Raw genomic sequence first — 13,726 nt, 5'->3', positions numbered from 1 at the left:
GCTGGTGTGTCCGCGCCGACAGCGGCGGCGTCCCTACGATCACCCCGTGGTGGAGATCAGACCGATGACCGAGGCCGACGCGGACGCCGTGCTGGCCATCTACCAGGCCGGGATCGACACCGGCGACGCCACGTTCGAGACGGCCGCGCCCACGTGGGCGGCGTTCGACGCGTCGCGCCTGCCCGCGCACCGGCTGGTCGCCGACGGCGCCGCTGGCGTGCTGGGCTGGGTCGCGGTGACGGCGGTGTCGACCCGGCCCGCGTACGCCGGGGTCGTCGAGCACGGCGTGTACGTCTCCCCCGCCGCCCGCGGCCGCGGTGTGGGCCTGGCGCTGATGCGGGCGCTGATCGAGTCGACGGAGGCGGCCGGGGTGTGGACGCTGCAGTCGGCGGTGTTCCCCGAGAACCTGGCCAGTGTGGCGCTGCACCGCCGGTGCGGCTTCCGCATCGTGGGCACCCGCGAGCGCATCGGCCGCCGCGACGGCCACTGGCGCGACGTCCTCCTCCTAGAACGCCGCAGCACCATCACCGGCACGGACTGACCGGCGCGCCGCGCCAAGGTCATCCGACTTGCCAGGCACATGGGGGTATGGGCGGCCAAGATACGCCCACCTGCCAGGCAAGTCGAACGATCTTGGACGTCGCGGGCGCGGCGGGCGGGGTGCGGTGGAGGTCAGCGGCGGGTGGCGCGGGGTGGGCGGGGCCGGCGCGCGGGGCGCGGGGGTCCGGCGGGGCGGGCCGGGCCGGCGGCGGCGCCGGTGGTGGCGTGGGTGGCGGGCCAGTGGGCGGGGCGGGTCAGCACCGGCGGCACGCGGGTGCCGAGGTCGCCGCGGGCGGCGTCGAGCTGCGACTGGAGCAGGAACAGGCAGCCGGTCAGGTCCGCGCCCCGCACGTCGGCGCCGCGCAGGTCCGCACCCAGCAGGTCCGCCCCGCTCAGATCCGCTCCGCGCAGGTCGGCGCCGATCAGGTACGCCCCGCGCAGGCTCGCCCGGCGCAGCCCGGCCTCACGCAGGTCCGCGCCCGTCAGGTCGGCGCCGGAACGATCCGGGCCGGGCCGGCCGCCGCGGGCACGCACCAGGGCGCTGGTGCGGCGCAGCAGCCCGGCGGCCTCACCCCGCAGCGTCCCTACGTCGATCGCGGCCAGCTCCGCCGGCGTGCCCCGGGTCAGCTCCTCGGTCTGCGCCTGAGCCCGCGCCAGCTCGACGTCCAGGGACGCGTCCGGGCGCAGCGACCGGGCCTCGGCGAGGTAGTACAGCAGCTCGTGCAGGTGCCGCATGACCGTGAACGAGGCGAACATGTCCCGCGCCGACGCCGGCTCGGCCCGCCAGTCCCGCCCGCCGAAGGTCACCTGCGCGACCTGCTGACCGGCGCCGAAGCAGTCGAACACGGTGCACCCGGCGAAGCCCCGTTCGCGCAGCCGCGTGTGGATCCCGCAGCGGAAGTCGGCCTGCAGGTTCGGGCAGGGCTGACCGGCGGGCTTGTCGATGGCGAAGTCGGACGAGCGCGCGAACGCGGGCGCGGCGCAGCACAGCGCGAAGCAGCGGGAGCAGTCGGCGTGCAGCCGCTCGCGCCAGCCGGCCGGCTGCGGAGTCTGCTCGGACACGAGCGGTGGAACCCCCGTACGCGAAAGAAGGCAGGTGCGGGTCCGAGCCTATCGGCTGGGGCGGATCACTCGCCGGTGGCGCCGTCGATGCGCTCGCGGATCAGGTCGGCGTGGCCGTTGTGGCGGGCGTACTCCTCGATCATGTGCACGTACACCCAGCGCAGGGACATCGTCTCGCCGGTGCGGTCGTGGCGGAACGTGTGCTCCAGCGGCACCCCGGCGACGGCGGCCCGGCACGCGTCCACCTCGGCGGCCAGGATCGCGAAGTCCTCCTCGGCCCGCGCGGGGTCGGCCAGGTCGAACGCGGCGCCGGAACGGCCGTCGGGGTGGCTGTACAGCGGGGCGACCTGCTCGCCGAGGACCCGGCTGCGGAACCAGGTGCGCTCCACGTCGGCCATGTGCCGGACCAGCCCGAGCAGGCTCAGGCCCGACGGCGGCACCGGCGCCTGCGCGAGCTGCTCGCCGGTGAGCCCGGCGCACTTGTGCAGCAGCGTGCCGCGGTGCCAGTCGAGCCAGCCTTCGAGCATGGCGCGTTCGTCGGCGACGTACGGTTCGCTGCTGCGCTGCGCCTGCGGCGCGGTCCACGTCATGGCGACCATGATGCCGGTCGCGGCCGCCGGGTGCACGGCCGGGCGGCAGCGGGTACGCTGCCCGTTCTGTGATCGAGACCGAGCGCCTGGTGTTGCGGCCGTACCGGCCGATCCTGGCGGCGCGCATCGCCGACGGCGCGCCGCGGGACCCGCGCTGGGCCGACGGCTTTCCCGGCGACGGCGAGCAGCTCGCGGCCCGGATGTTCCTGCAGGCCGGCGCTCCGGCGGGGCCGTGGGTGCCGTACACGGTCGAGCTGCGCGCCACCGGGCAGGTGGTCGGCGGCGCCGGTTTCCACGGCCCGCCGGATCGGGCGGGCACGGTCGAGATCGGCTACGGGCTGGTGCCCGGCGCCCGCGGCCACGGCTACGCGACGGAGGCGGCGCTGGCGCTGGTCGAGTTCGCCGCGCACCTCGGGGCGAGGTGTGTGGTGGCCGAGCTGGCCCACGACAACCCGCCGAGCGCGAACGTGCTGCGCCGGGCCGGTTTCACGCAGACCGCGCCGCTGTGCTGGGCGCGGCCGCTGACCTGAGCCCGGTTCGGCGAAACGTGCACCTCGCGGGGATTCGTCCGGACAATGGACGAGGAGGTGTTCAGCAATGAAGGCGAAAGTCGGAGACACCATCGTCGTCGAGGGCACGCGGGTGGGTGACCACCGCCGCATCGGCGTGATCACGGCGGTCCCGCACGAGGACGGCAGCCCGCCGTACACCGTGCGCTGGGAGGACGACCAGCACGAGGGAATCCTCTACCCCGGCCCCGACACCCATCTCAAGACGGACCACTGACCCGGCCGCCACGCGGCCCCGAGACCACGGCGATCTTGCGCGAACTGTTAGGGATATGCCCGATAGGGGCGTGTCATCCCCGCAGTCCACGCAAGATCGCCGCGTTGTGGGGTGGGGGTTACGCGCGGGAGATGGCGTTGGCGTGGATGGCGGTGTTGAGGTACTGGGTCATGCCGGGGTGGATCGCTTCATAGGTGGCGGTGAAGCGGGGGTCGGCGAGGTACATGTCGGCGAGGCCGGTGTGGATCTCGTAGTGGCACTCGTAGAACCAGCGGCTGATGAGCCGGCGGTGCTCCTCGGCCAGGTCCATGGCCTCGGGGCTGTCGGGGGCGGCGCCCGAGTCCATCAGGGCGGTGAAGCGGCGGCCCCAGTCCTCGTTCTCCTGCTTGTGGCGCAGCCAGTCGTCCTTGGTGTAGCGGGCGGTGCGTCTGCTCGACTCCTTGTAGGCGTCCGTGCCGCCCCAGCGCTGCTCCGCCTCCTCCGCGTGGTCGTCGGGGTCGAAGTCCCCGAACACCTCGAAACGCTCCTCGGGGGTGAGGTTGATGCCCACTTTTGTCGCCTCCATCGCGAACTCGATCGCGGTGACCATCTCCTGCAGGCGCTTGATGCGCCCGGTGAGCAGCTCGTGCTGGCGGCGCATGTGCGTCGCCGGCTCGGCCTGCGGGTCGTCGAGGATGGCCGCGATCTCTTCCAGTGAGAACCCCAGCTCCCGGTAGAACAGGATCTGCTGCAGCCGCTCCAGGTCGGCGTCGTCGTAGCGGCGGTAGCCGCTGTGCGAGCGCTCGCTGGGCGACAGCAGGCCGATCTCGTCGTAGTGGTGCAGTGTCCGCACGGTCACTCCGGCCAGGTCGGCGACCTTGCCCACGGTGTATGCCACGGTTCTCTCCCTTCCGAGAACCAGGTTCGAGTCTGCCGTTACGTGAGAGTCAAGCCGATAACGGCGCCTGCTGCGGCCGGGTCCGGGTGACGGCGGTCACGGTCAGCGCGAACACGGTGCACACGGCCAGCATCGCGGGCAGGAACTTGATCGCGTCGGACAGCTGCAGGTAGGCCCCGTCGACCAGGCCGGGGTCGACGCCGGAGATCGCCGACGGGAACCACCAGGCGGCGAGGTGGCGCGGGGCCCGGACGGGTGCGAGCGCGGTGAGCACGTACGCGATCGTGGCCGCCTCGAGCAGCAGCACCGTCCCGAACACCCGCGCTGCGGCGGCCCGGACCCGGCTCAGCGTCGCTGACCAGCGGGCGAGGGCGGCTGCGCCCGCGCACCAGACGGCGATCGCGGCGGCCGCGCCGGGCAGGCTCTCCCCCAGCACCATGCCGACGCCGGGCACGGCCGCGATCGCGAGCAGCCCGAGCGCCAGCGTGACCGGCACCGCCAGCCACGGCGCGGCCAGCCTGGTGGAGCGGCCGAGCAGCAGGCCCGCGGGCCAGGCCAGCAGGGCGGCGGGCAGGACCATCAGCGCGTACGCCACGGACGCGCCGCGCTCGGCGTCGACCCACCGGTCGGCCAGGAACAGCACCGGCCCGGTCGCCGCCATCAGCGCGACCAGGACCACGGTGAGCGCCGCGGGCATGAGCATCAGCCGGACCAGGTGCCACAGCACGGTCCGGGCCCGCGCCTGCGCCAGGGCGGCCCGGCCGCCGGACAGGCGCTCGCCGAGCGCGGCGCGTGCCACGTCGGCCAGGTCCCGCCACGGGCGGGGCGAGTTCGCGAGCAGGCCGGCGATCTCGTCGCCGTAGCGCTCACGGACCCGGCGCGGGTACAGCGCCAGCACGGCGCGGGCCAGCCGGGCGCGCATCAGGCCACCGCCAGGCGGCGCAGGCCGGTCGCGGCCAGCGAGCGCATCCGCTGCAGCTCGGCGCCGAGCGCGGCGCGGCCGGCGTCGGTGAGCCGGTACGGCTTACGGCGGTCCTGCTCGGGCAGGGCCTCGATGTAGGCGTGCTCCTCCAGGCGCCGGATCGCGCCGTAGAGGGTGCCGGGCCCGGGGCGGGCGCCGGTCAGCTCGCCGATGTCGTCCTGCATCGCGTAGCCGTGCCTGGGCCCGGCGGCGAGGCTGATCAGGATGTGCAGTGCGGGTTCGGAGAACCTGCCGAGGTCGGCGAGTCCGGCCATCGAACCTCCCTTACTACGTTGTACGTAGCATCGCAGCGCGTAGTAAATGTGTCAACGGGCGGGGGCGGCCACCGGCGTCTAGGGTGGCGTCATGATCTACGACGGGCTGTCGGACTACGAGTTCGCGTTTCCCGGGCCGCTGCGCGACAAGCTCACCGGCGCCGTCCTGGCCGGGCACAAGACCTCCACCACGGGCCTGCTCATCGGCTACGAGCACGACGGCGAGCCGCTGCCGCCGGCCGGTGAGCGCAGCACGATGATCGGCTCGGCCGGACAGCCCCTGGCGATCCTGGAGCTGACCGAGGTGCGGCTGGTGCCAGTGGGCGAGGTCGACCTCGCCCACGCCCTCGACGAGGGCGAGGACTACACGACCGTCGCCGGGTGGCGTGCCGCGCACGAGCGGTTCTGGCACTCCGCCGAGATGCGCGACTGGCTCGGCGACCCGGACTTCACCGTGGACGACGACACCGTGGCGGTGGCCGAGCGGTTCCGGGTCGCCTCGGTGATCCCCGCCGCCCCCGCGGTGAACGCGGCCCTGGCGGCCGAGGCCGCCGCGCTGGTCGCGGGGCTGCGTGCCGTGCCCGAGGCCGACCTGGACCGGCCGACGTGCTGCCCGCCGTGGACGGTGCGGGACGAGTTCGCGCACGCCGCGATCGCGGTGTCACGCACCCTGGACATGCTGGATGCCGCGCCGCCGCCCGGCCCGCCGGTCGACACCGCCCGCTACTACGCGCCCGACCACCGCTTCGCCCCGCAGGCCGACCAGGCCCGGGTCGACCTGGCGGCGCAGTTCGCCGCGGCACGCTCCGGCCCGGAGCTGATCGGCTGGTTCGAGCAGCAGGCCGAGCAGGTCGCCGGCCGGGTCGCGGCGAGCCCGGAGCGGCTGGTCGCGACCCGGCACGGCGACCCGATGCGGCTGACCGACTTCCAGGTCACCCGGGTGGTGGAGCTGGCCGTGCACGGCCTGGACCTGGCCGACGCGCTCGGCGTCGCGCCGTGGCTGACCGCCGAGGCCGCCGCCGTGGTCGAGGGCCTGCTGTTCGGGCTGGGCGCGCCCGCGGCCCGCGCCGCGCTCGGCGTGGACGCGGCGGGGCTGCTGCGCCGGGCCACCGGCCGGGTCGCGCTGACCGGAACGGAGCGCGAGCGCCTGGACGAGCTCGGCGTCACCTGGCTGACCCTGGGCTGAGCCGTGCGGGTCCCGGAGCCGGCCGGGCGGTGTCGCGGTGGGGCACCGTGATCAGGACGACCCGATCCTTCCCCAATCTTCCCTGAAACGGAGTGATACGGTGGCCTCCTCGCGCCATGAGGGGAAGGAAACGCCGTGCCCGACCGTATCGAGGAGCACCACGGGGTCACCGTGCTCGTCGCCGACCCCGGCGGACCGCCCGTCACCACCGTGCAGGACAGCCTCGACCTGATCGGTGCGGCGTTCCAGGGCGCCGAGGTCGTCGCGCTGCCCGCCGCGCGGCTCACCGGCGACTTCTTCACCCTGAGCACCGGCCTGGCCGGGGAGATCATGCAGAAGTTCGTCAACTACCGCATCCGGCTCGCCGTCGTCGGCGACATCACCGCCTGGTTGGACGCCAGCTCCGCGCTGCGCGCGCTGGTGCTGGAGTCCAACCGCGGTCGCCAGATCTGGTTCACCGCGGACCTGGCCGAGCTGGCCGCACGCCTCAAGGACGGCTGACATGTCCGAGCTGTACTCCGTCGAGCAGGTCGCCGAACGCCTCGGCCTGCACGTCAAGACCGTGCGCAACTACGTACGCGACGGGCGGCTCAAGGCCGTGCGCATCGGCAAGCAGTACCGCATCGCCGCCGAGGACCTGGCCGCACTCACCGGAGGGCCGGTCCCGGCCGTCCCGCGCGAGGACGCCCGCCGCACCCAGCACGTCGAGGTGTCCACGGTGGTCGCCGTCGACGCGGTGTCGCGCCACGACGCCGACCGGGTCACCACCCTGGTCACCGCCGCGATCAGCGGCCCCCGCGACGGCGAGCCGATCCGGGTGCAGGCCGCCTACGACGAGCAGCGGGCCCGGCTGCGCGTGATGCTGCTCGGCGGCCCGCAGGACACCGCCGAGCTGCTGCGCCTCATCGACGCGATCCTCGAGCCGCGCTGAGTCACGACGCCAGCGCCGACGCGGGCCGCTGACCGAACCACTCGACCTGCTCACGGAGGTCACGGGCGTCCGGGTCGGCGGCCACGCGCGGGTCGCGCAGCGCGGCCGCGACCCGGTTCACCCCGCCCATCACCTCGGTGACCCGGCGCGGCAGGTCCAGGGCCAGCACCGGCCGCAGCGTGTCCCGCGCCGCGCCGGGCTGCCCGGCTCGCACCTGCGCCAGCGCCAGCACGCACCGCGCCCCGGCCTCGTCGGCGAACGAGCGCAGCTCCGGCGGGCTCGCGGCGTACAGGGCCAGGGCGCGGGTCGCCTCGTGCACGGACCGCTCCCCCATGCCGTCCAGGCAGCCGTACACATCGGCGGCGTAGTAGTGCTGGCGCGGCGGCGGGAACACGAACAGCCCTCCGATCGCGTCCAGCTCGTCACGTTCGTGGCGCTCGCGCAGGTCTTCGGCGCGGACCAGGGCCAGCCGGGCCGGTTCGGCCGCGCCCAGCCGCGCCAGCGCCCGGGCCTGCGCGCACGCCAGCCACGACGCCACCGACCCGGTGTGCTCCCCGGCGAGCGCGACGCCGCAGTCGGCGAACGCGGCGGCCTCCTGCGGCCGGTCGGCCCAGTACGCCAGCTGGCTCTGCAGGCCGCGGATCCAGGCCCGCAGCGGGTGGTGGCCGATGTTGTCGGCGCACTCGAACGCCATCCGGGCCAGGGTCATCGCCTGATGCCCGCGGCCCAGGTCGTGGTTGGCGCGGGCCAGCGCCGCCGACACCAGCGCGGCCAGCAGGTGCAGCTGCTCGGAGTGCTCGGGCCGCGGGTCGGTCTCCAGCTTCGCGAAGACCCGCTCCTGGGCCTCCAGCAGCGGCCCGAACAGCTCGGTGACCGGGTCGCACAGGCAGCGGCGGGCCAGCTGCTCGACGTCGTCGCGCAGCTGCTCGACGGTGAGCTGCTCGGCGACGGTGGTGGTCGGTGCCATGGGTGTCCTCTCAGTGCACGCCGGCCATCAGCTGCCCGATCCTGCGGGCGCCGATCCAGAAGCAGATGCCGACTCCGATGGCCAGCAGGCCGAGGCCGCCGTAGTAGACCCCGGCGGGCACCTTCGCGCTCAGCGGGGTGACCCAGGTGTTCAGCGCGTTGCCGGCGGCGGTGGCCAGGAACCACAGGCCCATGACCTGGCTGGCGTAGCGCAGCGGGGCGAGTTTGGTGGTGACGGACAGGCCGACCGGCGACAGCAGCAGCTCGGCGCAGGTCTGGATGAAGTACACCAGCACGATCCACAGCGGGGAGATCAGCCCGCGCCCGGCCAGCGCCCCGGCCACGCCCATGACCAGGAACGAGATGCCGATGCCGACCAGGGCCATGGAGAACTTGACCGGGGTGGTGGGCTGGCGGCGGTCCAGCCTCGTCCACAGCCACGCGAACACCGGCGCGAGCAGCAGGATCAGCACCGGGTTGATGGACTGGAACCAGGCGGTGGGGATCTCGAAGCTGCCGACGGTCCGGTCGACGTCGTTCTCGGTGAACAGGTTGACCAGGCTGCCGGCCTGGTCGTAGATCATCCAGAACAGCATCGCGCCGACGAAGATCCACACGTAGGCGCTGATCCGGGACCGTTCCTGATGGGTCAGCGTATGGTCGCGGAACATCGTGACGAAGTACAGCGCGGGCACGACCAGCGCCATCACGGTCAGCGCGGTGATGACGTGCTCGGCACGGTAGGTTCCGGCGGCGATGTCGGCGATCAGCAGCACCAGCACGATCGCCAGCACGATCCCGCCGGTGCGCAGGATCCTGTTGCGCTCGTGGGCCTGCAGCGGCTTGTGCGCCTTGAGCCCGACGCCCTCCAGCCGCCGCCCGCCGAGCACGTACTGGATGACGGCGACGGTCATGCCGACCGCGGCGATGCCGAACGCCACATGCCAGTCGTTCTTCGCCGCGAAGTAGCCGGTCAGCAGCGGCGCGATGAACGCGCCCAGGTTGATGCCGAGGTAGAACAGGGTGAACCCGGCGTCGCGGCGCGACTCGTGCATCTCGGGGTGCTTGTCGTACAGCTCGCCGACCATCGCGGAGATGTTCGGCTTGAGCAGTCCGGTGCCGAGCACGATGAGGACCAGGCCGAGGTAGAACATGGCGTGGCTGGAGAAGGCCAGCGCATAGTGGCCCAGCGCGATGACGATGCCGCCCCACAGCACGCTGCGGCGGGTGCCGATGAGCCGGTCGGCGATCCAGCCGCCGGGCAGCGCCATGAAGTACACCATCGAGTTGTAGATGGAGTAGAGGGCCGCGGCGGCGACGTCGGTCATGCCGAAGCCGCCGTCGGTCAGCTCGGCGGCCAGGAACAGGGTGAGGATGGCCCGCATGCCGTAGAAGCTGAACCGCTCCCACATCTCGGTGAGGAACAGCACGACCAGACCGCCGGGGTGCCCCATCCAGGTCTTGACGGGCGGGCCCTGCGGTGCCGTCGTGGTGGCCATCGGCGTACCCCCGGATGTGATGTTCCCCGCAAAGAAGGTCCAATCGGACGATATCGCCCTATGGGGTGGTGGGTGAGCGGCTCTCACGAATCCGCCCGGAGGGCGGCGTGGGTCACGCCGGGGAATCGTCGGGCCCGCCGGGTCGTTTCAATCACCGAGGCCATACGACGTGAGGGAGCTGATATGGGCGATCGGATGCTGCGGGGAAGCCGTCTGGGGGCCGTCAGCTACGAATCGGAGCGCAACACCGAACTCGCGCCGCGGCAGATGCGCGAGTTCCTGTGCGCCCACGGCCACCGGTTCGAGGTGCCGTTCGCCGTCGACGCCGAGGCGCCCGCCACCTGGGAGTGCAAGTTCGACGGCAGCGTGGCGCGGCTGGTCGACGGCACGGAGCCCGAGCAGAAGAAGGTCAAGCCGCCGCGTACGCACTGGGACATGCTGCTGGAGCGGCGCTCGATCGAGGAGCTCGACGAGATCCTCAACGAGCGCCTGGCCGACGTGCGGGCCCGCCGCGGCCGCTGACGCAACACGAAGGCGCCCCACCCGTGCCGGGTGGGGCGCCTTCGTGTGTCAGTCGACGATCTCGCCTTCGATGACCTCGGGCGGGCCCTGCGGCGGCTGCTGCGCGCCGGGCGGCGGCACGCCCTGGCCGGGTGGGGTGCGGTGACCGGGCGGGGTGTCCACCCTTACCCGCTTGGGCCCGAACACGCTGTTGGCGGTCGACGCGGGGATGCGTTTCTCGGTCGCGGCACGGATGCGCCCGCGGGCCAGCCGCCGCACGGGCGGGATCAGCAGCAGCAGCCCCACCGCGGCGGTGAGCAGGCCCGGGATGAGCAGCAGCAGCGCCGCGGCCAGCCCGACGACCCCGTCGAGGGCCTGGTCGCCGCGGGCCTGCCCGGCGAGCCTCGCCTCGCGCAGCCGCCGCCACGCCGACAGGCCCTCCCGGCGCAGCAGCACCGCGCCGAGCAGCATCAGCAGCACCGCGATCAGCAGCGTCAGGGGCAGCCCGATCAGCCGCGCCACCCCGACGAACACGCCGAACTCGACGAGCCCGAGCAGCAGCACGACCGCCGGAACCCAGCGCAGCCTGCGCACACCGTCACCTCCAGCCGGGCCGGCCGGAGTTCAGCTCACGGCCAGCGGTCCTCGTTCGGCTTGAACATACGCCGGATCGAGTCACGCCGGGACTGCGCACCCCACACGGTGACCTTCCACAGCGCCTCCTTGATGATGGAGCCGCTCATCTTCGACACGCCGTGCTCGCGCTCGGCGAACGTGATCGGGACCTCCACGATGCGGAAGCCGTGGCGGTGCGTGCGATGGGTCAGCTCGACCTGGAAGCTGTAGCCGCGCGAGGTGACCGTGTCGACGTCGATCTTGCGCAGGACGGGGAGCCGGTAGGCGCGGTAGCCGCCGGTGGCGTCCTTGACGCCCATGCCCATGACGACGCGGGTGTAGAAGTTCGCGCCGCGGGACAGGATCAGGCGCCGCACCGGCCAGTTGATGACCTTGCCGCCGCGCACCCAGCGCGACCCGATGACCGCGTCGGCGCCGCGCAGCGCGTCCAGCAGCCGGGGCAGCTCCTCGGGGGCGTGGGAGCCGTCGGCGTCCATCTCGACGACGGCGTCGTAGCCGTGCTCGTGGGCCCAGTTGAAGCCCGCGATGTACGCCGCGCCCAGGCCCTGCTTGCCCTCGCGGTGCAGGACCTTGATGCGCGGGTCGGCGGCGGCCATCTCGTCGGCGATGGCGCCGGTGCCGTCGGGGCTGTTGTCGTCGGCGATGAGAATGTCGACCTGCGGGGTGCTCTTGCGCACCCGGGGCACGATCAGGCGGACGTTCTCCGACTCGTTGTACGTCGGGATGATCACCAGTACCCGGCCTACGCCCGGGTACCCGCTGTCCGCCTCGTTGCCGCTCACGGGGGCCTCCACTTATGCCGCTCCTGCCTGTTCAGTGTCTCGCACCTGGATGGCGCGGCGCCTGCGCGCCACGCCTGCCGCGACCAGCAACCCGGCCGCCGCGAAGGTCAGCACGGCCTCCGGCCACGGTCCCAGGCTCGTGGCAAGGGTAGCCGTGTCGCCCAGGTGCAGCTCGCGCACCAGCACCGCACCGGTGTTGAAACCAGATGCATCATGCACAGTCCCGTCAGCAGTTACAAACCCGGACACACCGACGGTCGACGCCATGAGGCTGTCGCGGCCGTGCTCGACGGCCCGCAACCGGACCATCGCCATCTGCTGTAACGCTTCAGACTCGTCGAAGGTCGCGTTGTTGGTCTGTACGGCCAGCAGCTGCGCGCCGGAGCGTACGGTGTCGCGCACGACGTCGTCGTAGGCGACCTCGAAGCAGATGACGTCACCGACCCGGGCGGGGCCGAGGGTGAGCACGCCGGGGGCGGTGCCGGCGACGAAGTCGGTGCGCAGCAGTTTCGCCTGGTTCGTGATGGCCTGCGCGATGGGCTCGACGATCGGCCGCAGCGGCAGGTACTCGGCGAACGGGACGGGGTGCTGCTTGAGGTACATCTGCTGCGGCGCGGCCCCGGGGCTGCGGCCGGGGGGCCAGACGATGCCGGCGTTGCGGGACTGGCCCGCTTCGGGCCCGGACAGGACCGCGCCGACGAGGATGGGCGCGCCGATGGCACGGGCGGCGGTGTCGATGGCCTCGGCGGCGCCGCTGTTGCGCAGCGGGTCGATGTCGGAGGCGTTCTCGGGCCACACGACCAGGTCGGGGCGGGGCCGGCGCCCGGCGTCGACGTCACGGGCCAGGGCGACGGTCGCGGACACGTGGTTGTTGAGGACGGCCTGGCGCTGGGCGTTGAAGTCCAGGCCGAGGCGGGGCACGTTGCCCTGCACGATCGCGACGGTGACGGCCTGCCCGGTGGGGGTGGCGGTGGGCACGGCGAGCCCGGCGAGGGTGACCACGGCCGCGCCGGCGAGGGCGGCGGCGGGGCGGCGCCAGGCGCGCCGGTCGGTGATCAGGTCACCGGCGGCCCAGGCGAGCAGCCCGCCGGTGGCGGCGACGGCGAGGGTGACCAGCGGCGCGCCGCCGAGCAGGGCCAGGGTTAGGCCGGGGGCGTCGGCCTGGCTGAACGCGAGCCGCCCCCACGGGAACCCGCCGAACGGGGCCCGGTCGCGCAGCGCCTCCTGCGCGACCCACAGCAGCGCGATCGCGGCCGGCCACACCCACGGCCGCCGGGCGGCCAGGGGGCTGACCCAGGCCAGGGCGAGGCCGAGCAGCGCGAGGTAGCCGGCCTGGAACAGGGTGAGCAGCACCCACGGTGTGATGCCGACGTGCAGGTTCGTCCACGCGAGCAGCGGCCCGAAGAACACGGTCCCGGCGAGCAGGCCGAGCCCGGCCCCGGCGCGCAGCCGCCGCCCGCGTACGGCCACGGCCAGCAGCGCCACCCCGATCGGGGCGGCCCACCAGAGCCCGTACGGCGGGAACGCGGCCAGCAGCGCGAGCCCGGCGGCCGCGGCCAGCGCCGTCGCGGCGGGCAGCCGCAGCGGTGCCGCGGTACCGGGCGCGGCGGTCTCACCGGCCACGAGCGTGTCACCTGGCGCGGCCGTGTCTCCGGGCGCGGCCGTGTCTCCGGGCGCGGCCGTGGCGGGCGGTGTGCCCTGGCCGGGTCCGGTGGTGCCGCCGGCGGCCGGGGCCGGGTCGGCGGTGTCGCCGGGCGCGGCGGTCTGCGGCGTCTGTGCCTGCACGGTCACCGGTCCACCCCATCTCACAAGCACTATGGTGCGCCGCGCGGGCGCGCGGCGCGGCCCACGCCGAGAGATCTTGGCCGGGGGCGGTGCAAGGTTACAAGAATCGGGGCGCGGCCAGACGGCCGCGCCCCGCACTCCCAACTCCACGGCACGGACCTGCGATCTTCGGGCCGATCGGCGTCGGTCTGCAGCCCACCGCCGGTCGTTTTCTACTGATCGCGGACCCCGCCTGCCGCGCACGACCGCCGGTCGGCGACGGCACGGTGGAGGACCCTACGACGGTACCGGCGGCGTGCGGGCACGGTCAATTTCACGGCCCGGCCACGCAGCGTGACGATCACCGCAT

17 protein-coding genes and 1 pseudogene are annotated in these 13,726 nt (G+C 73.6%); 8 read left to right on the top strand and 10 right to left on the bottom strand.

Going from position 1 to position 13,726, the window contains the following annotated elements; translation table 11 throughout:
- Positions 1-64: 64 nt before the first annotated feature.
- On the top strand, positions 65-541 hold the full coding sequence (locus Cba03nite_RS07950) for a GNAT family N-acetyltransferase (protein WP_203744125.1): 477 nt from the start codon (positions 65-67) through the stop codon (positions 539-541).
- Positions 542-672: 131 nt separating this feature from the next.
- Here Cba03nite_RS07950 and Cba03nite_RS07945 read toward each other — a convergent pair whose 3' ends face one another.
- Positions 673-1,602, bottom strand: coding sequence for a pentapeptide repeat-containing protein (locus Cba03nite_RS07945; RefSeq protein ID WP_239125552.1), 930 nt, complete (start codon positions 1,600-1,602; stop codon positions 673-675).
- Between the two features lie 65 nt (positions 1,603-1,667).
- Positions 1,668-2,192 (bottom strand): DinB family protein, encoded by a 525-nt coding sequence (locus tag Cba03nite_RS07940; protein WP_203743624.1) that lies wholly within the window; start codon positions 2,190-2,192, stop codon positions 1,668-1,670.
- 68 nt (positions 2,193-2,260) lie between these two features.
- Between Cba03nite_RS07940 and Cba03nite_RS07935 the strand changes: the two genes are divergently transcribed.
- Together Cba03nite_RS07935 and Cba03nite_RS07930 are read left to right on the top strand one after the other, a co-directional pair.
- Positions 2,261-2,722, top strand: a complete 462-nt coding sequence (locus Cba03nite_RS07935; protein ID WP_203743622.1) for a GNAT family N-acetyltransferase — start codon at positions 2,261-2,263, stop codon at positions 2,720-2,722.
- Between the two features lie 67 nt (positions 2,723-2,789).
- Positions 2,790-2,978: a DUF1918 domain-containing protein gene (locus tag Cba03nite_RS07930; protein ID WP_203743620.1), complete on the top strand. Its 189-nt coding sequence runs from the start codon at positions 2,790-2,792 to the stop codon at positions 2,976-2,978.
- 118 nt (positions 2,979-3,096) lie between these two features.
- Here Cba03nite_RS07930 and Cba03nite_RS07925 read toward each other — a convergent pair whose 3' ends face one another.
- From Cba03nite_RS07925 to Cba03nite_RS07915, 3 genes are read right to left on the bottom strand one after another with little or no spacing between them, the layout of a single operon-like run.
- A complete protein-coding gene (locus Cba03nite_RS07925) occupies positions 3,097-3,855 on the bottom strand; it encodes a MerR family transcriptional regulator (RefSeq protein WP_203743618.1) in 759 nt (252 codons plus the stop codon).
- A gap of 49 nt (positions 3,856-3,904) precedes the next feature.
- A complete protein-coding gene (locus tag Cba03nite_RS07920; RefSeq protein WP_203743616.1) occupies positions 3,905-4,777 on the bottom strand; it encodes a hypothetical protein in 873 nt (290 codons plus the stop codon).
- Positions 4,777-5,091: a PadR family transcriptional regulator gene (locus Cba03nite_RS07915; RefSeq protein ID WP_203743614.1), complete on the bottom strand. Its 315-nt coding sequence runs from the start codon at positions 5,089-5,091 to the stop codon at positions 4,777-4,779. The genes Cba03nite_RS07920 and Cba03nite_RS07915 overlap by 1 nt, the downstream gene beginning before the upstream one ends.
- Positions 5,092-5,182: 91 nt before the next feature.
- Between Cba03nite_RS07915 and Cba03nite_RS39575 the strand changes: the two are divergent.
- The 4 genes and pseudogenes from Cba03nite_RS39575 to Cba03nite_RS07900 form a co-directional block, all read left to right on the top strand.
- Positions 5,183-5,599, top strand: a pseudogene (locus Cba03nite_RS39575) (ASCH domain-containing protein); the annotation flags it as partial.
- Entirely contained in the window at positions 5,594-6,277 is a 684-nt protein-coding gene (locus Cba03nite_RS39570) for a maleylpyruvate isomerase family mycothiol-dependent enzyme (protein ID WP_239125586.1), read from the top strand. The pseudogene Cba03nite_RS39575 and the gene Cba03nite_RS39570, both read left to right, overlap by 6 nt.
- A 135-nt stretch (positions 6,278-6,412) precedes the next feature.
- Positions 6,413-6,778: a DUF4180 domain-containing protein gene (locus Cba03nite_RS07905; RefSeq protein ID WP_203743611.1), complete on the top strand. Its 366-nt coding sequence runs from the start codon at positions 6,413-6,415 to the stop codon at positions 6,776-6,778.
- 1 nt (position 6,779) lies between these two features.
- A complete protein-coding gene (locus Cba03nite_RS07900; protein ID WP_203743609.1) occupies positions 6,780-7,208 on the top strand; it encodes a helix-turn-helix domain-containing protein in 429 nt (142 codons plus the stop codon).
- A gap of 1 nt (position 7,209) precedes the next feature.
- On the opposite strand, the gene Cba03nite_RS07895 is transcribed toward Cba03nite_RS07900, so the two are convergent.
- Both Cba03nite_RS07895 and Cba03nite_RS07890 read right to left on the bottom strand, forming a co-directional pair.
- Positions 7,210-8,175, bottom strand: a complete 966-nt coding sequence (locus Cba03nite_RS07895) for an NsdA family TPR-like regulatory protein (RefSeq protein ID WP_203743607.1) — start codon at positions 8,173-8,175, stop codon at positions 7,210-7,212.
- Positions 8,176-8,185: 10 nt separating this feature from the next.
- Positions 8,186-9,673 carry a peptide MFS transporter gene (locus Cba03nite_RS07890; RefSeq protein ID WP_203743605.1) on the bottom strand — a complete coding sequence of 496 codons (1,488 nt, stop codon included), beginning with the start codon at positions 9,671-9,673 and terminating at the stop codon, positions 8,186-8,188.
- Between the two features lie 183 nt (positions 9,674-9,856).
- On the opposite strand from Cba03nite_RS07890, the gene Cba03nite_RS07885 reads away from it, so the two are divergent.
- On the top strand, positions 9,857-10,195 hold the full coding sequence (locus Cba03nite_RS07885; protein ID WP_203743603.1) for an RNA polymerase-binding protein RbpA: 339 nt from the start codon (positions 9,857-9,859) through the stop codon (positions 10,193-10,195).
- A gap of 48 nt (positions 10,196-10,243) precedes the next feature.
- Here Cba03nite_RS07885 and Cba03nite_RS07880 read toward each other — a convergent pair whose 3' ends face one another.
- Genes Cba03nite_RS07880 through lnt form a run of 3 tightly spaced genes read right to left on the bottom strand, consistent with a single transcriptional unit; the run spans position 10,244 to position 13,215 of the window.
- A complete protein-coding gene (locus tag Cba03nite_RS07880; protein WP_203743601.1) occupies positions 10,244-10,768 on the bottom strand; it encodes an FxsA family protein in 525 nt (174 codons plus the stop codon).
- 35 nt (positions 10,769-10,803) lie between these two features.
- Positions 10,804-11,592, bottom strand: a complete 789-nt coding sequence (locus Cba03nite_RS07875; protein WP_239125551.1) for a polyprenol monophosphomannose synthase — start codon at positions 11,590-11,592, stop codon at positions 10,804-10,806.
- A 12-nt stretch (positions 11,593-11,604) separates the two neighbouring features.
- On the bottom strand, positions 11,605-13,215 hold the full coding sequence (lnt, locus tag Cba03nite_RS07870; RefSeq protein WP_203744121.1) for an apolipoprotein N-acyltransferase: 1,611 nt from the start codon (positions 13,213-13,215) through the stop codon (positions 11,605-11,607).
- Positions 13,216-13,726: the final 511 nt, after the last annotated feature.

Origin of the sequence: Catellatospora bangladeshensis (genome assembly GCF_016862575.1) — a bacterium.
GTDB classification, from domain to species: domain Bacteria; phylum Actinomycetota; class Actinomycetes; order Mycobacteriales; family Micromonosporaceae; genus Catellatospora; species Catellatospora bangladeshensis.
This window is presented reverse-complemented; position numbering and strand designations above follow the sequence as displayed.

Coding starts and splice junctions, on each gene's coding strand:
- Cba03nite_RS07950 (WP_203744125.1), top strand. CDS start 65: ATGACCGAGGCCGACGCGGACGCCGTGCTGGCCATCTACCAGGCCGGG.
- Cba03nite_RS07940 (WP_203743624.1), bottom strand. CDS start 2,192: ATGACGTGGACCGCGCCGCAGGCGCAGCGCAGCAGCGAACCGTACGTC.
- Cba03nite_RS07915 (WP_203743614.1), bottom strand. CDS start 5,091: ATGGCCGGACTCGCCGACCTCGGCAGGTTCTCCGAACCCGCACTGCAC.
- Cba03nite_RS07930 (WP_203743620.1), top strand. CDS start 2,790: ATGAAGGCGAAAGTCGGAGACACCATCGTCGTCGAGGGCACGCGGGTG.
- Cba03nite_RS07890 (WP_203743605.1), bottom strand. CDS start 9,673: ATGGCCACCACGACGGCACCGCAGGGCCCGCCCGTCAAGACCTGGATG.
- Cba03nite_RS07900 (WP_203743609.1), top strand. CDS start 6,780: ATGTCCGAGCTGTACTCCGTCGAGCAGGTCGCCGAACGCCTCGGCCTG.
- Cba03nite_RS07885 (WP_203743603.1), top strand. CDS start 9,857: ATGGGCGATCGGATGCTGCGGGGAAGCCGTCTGGGGGCCGTCAGCTAC.
- Cba03nite_RS07895 (WP_203743607.1), bottom strand. CDS start 8,175: ATGGCACCGACCACCACCGTCGCCGAGCAGCTCACCGTCGAGCAGCTG.
- Cba03nite_RS07920 (WP_203743616.1), bottom strand. CDS start 4,777: ATGCGCGCCCGGCTGGCCCGCGCCGTGCTGGCGCTGTACCCGCGCCGG.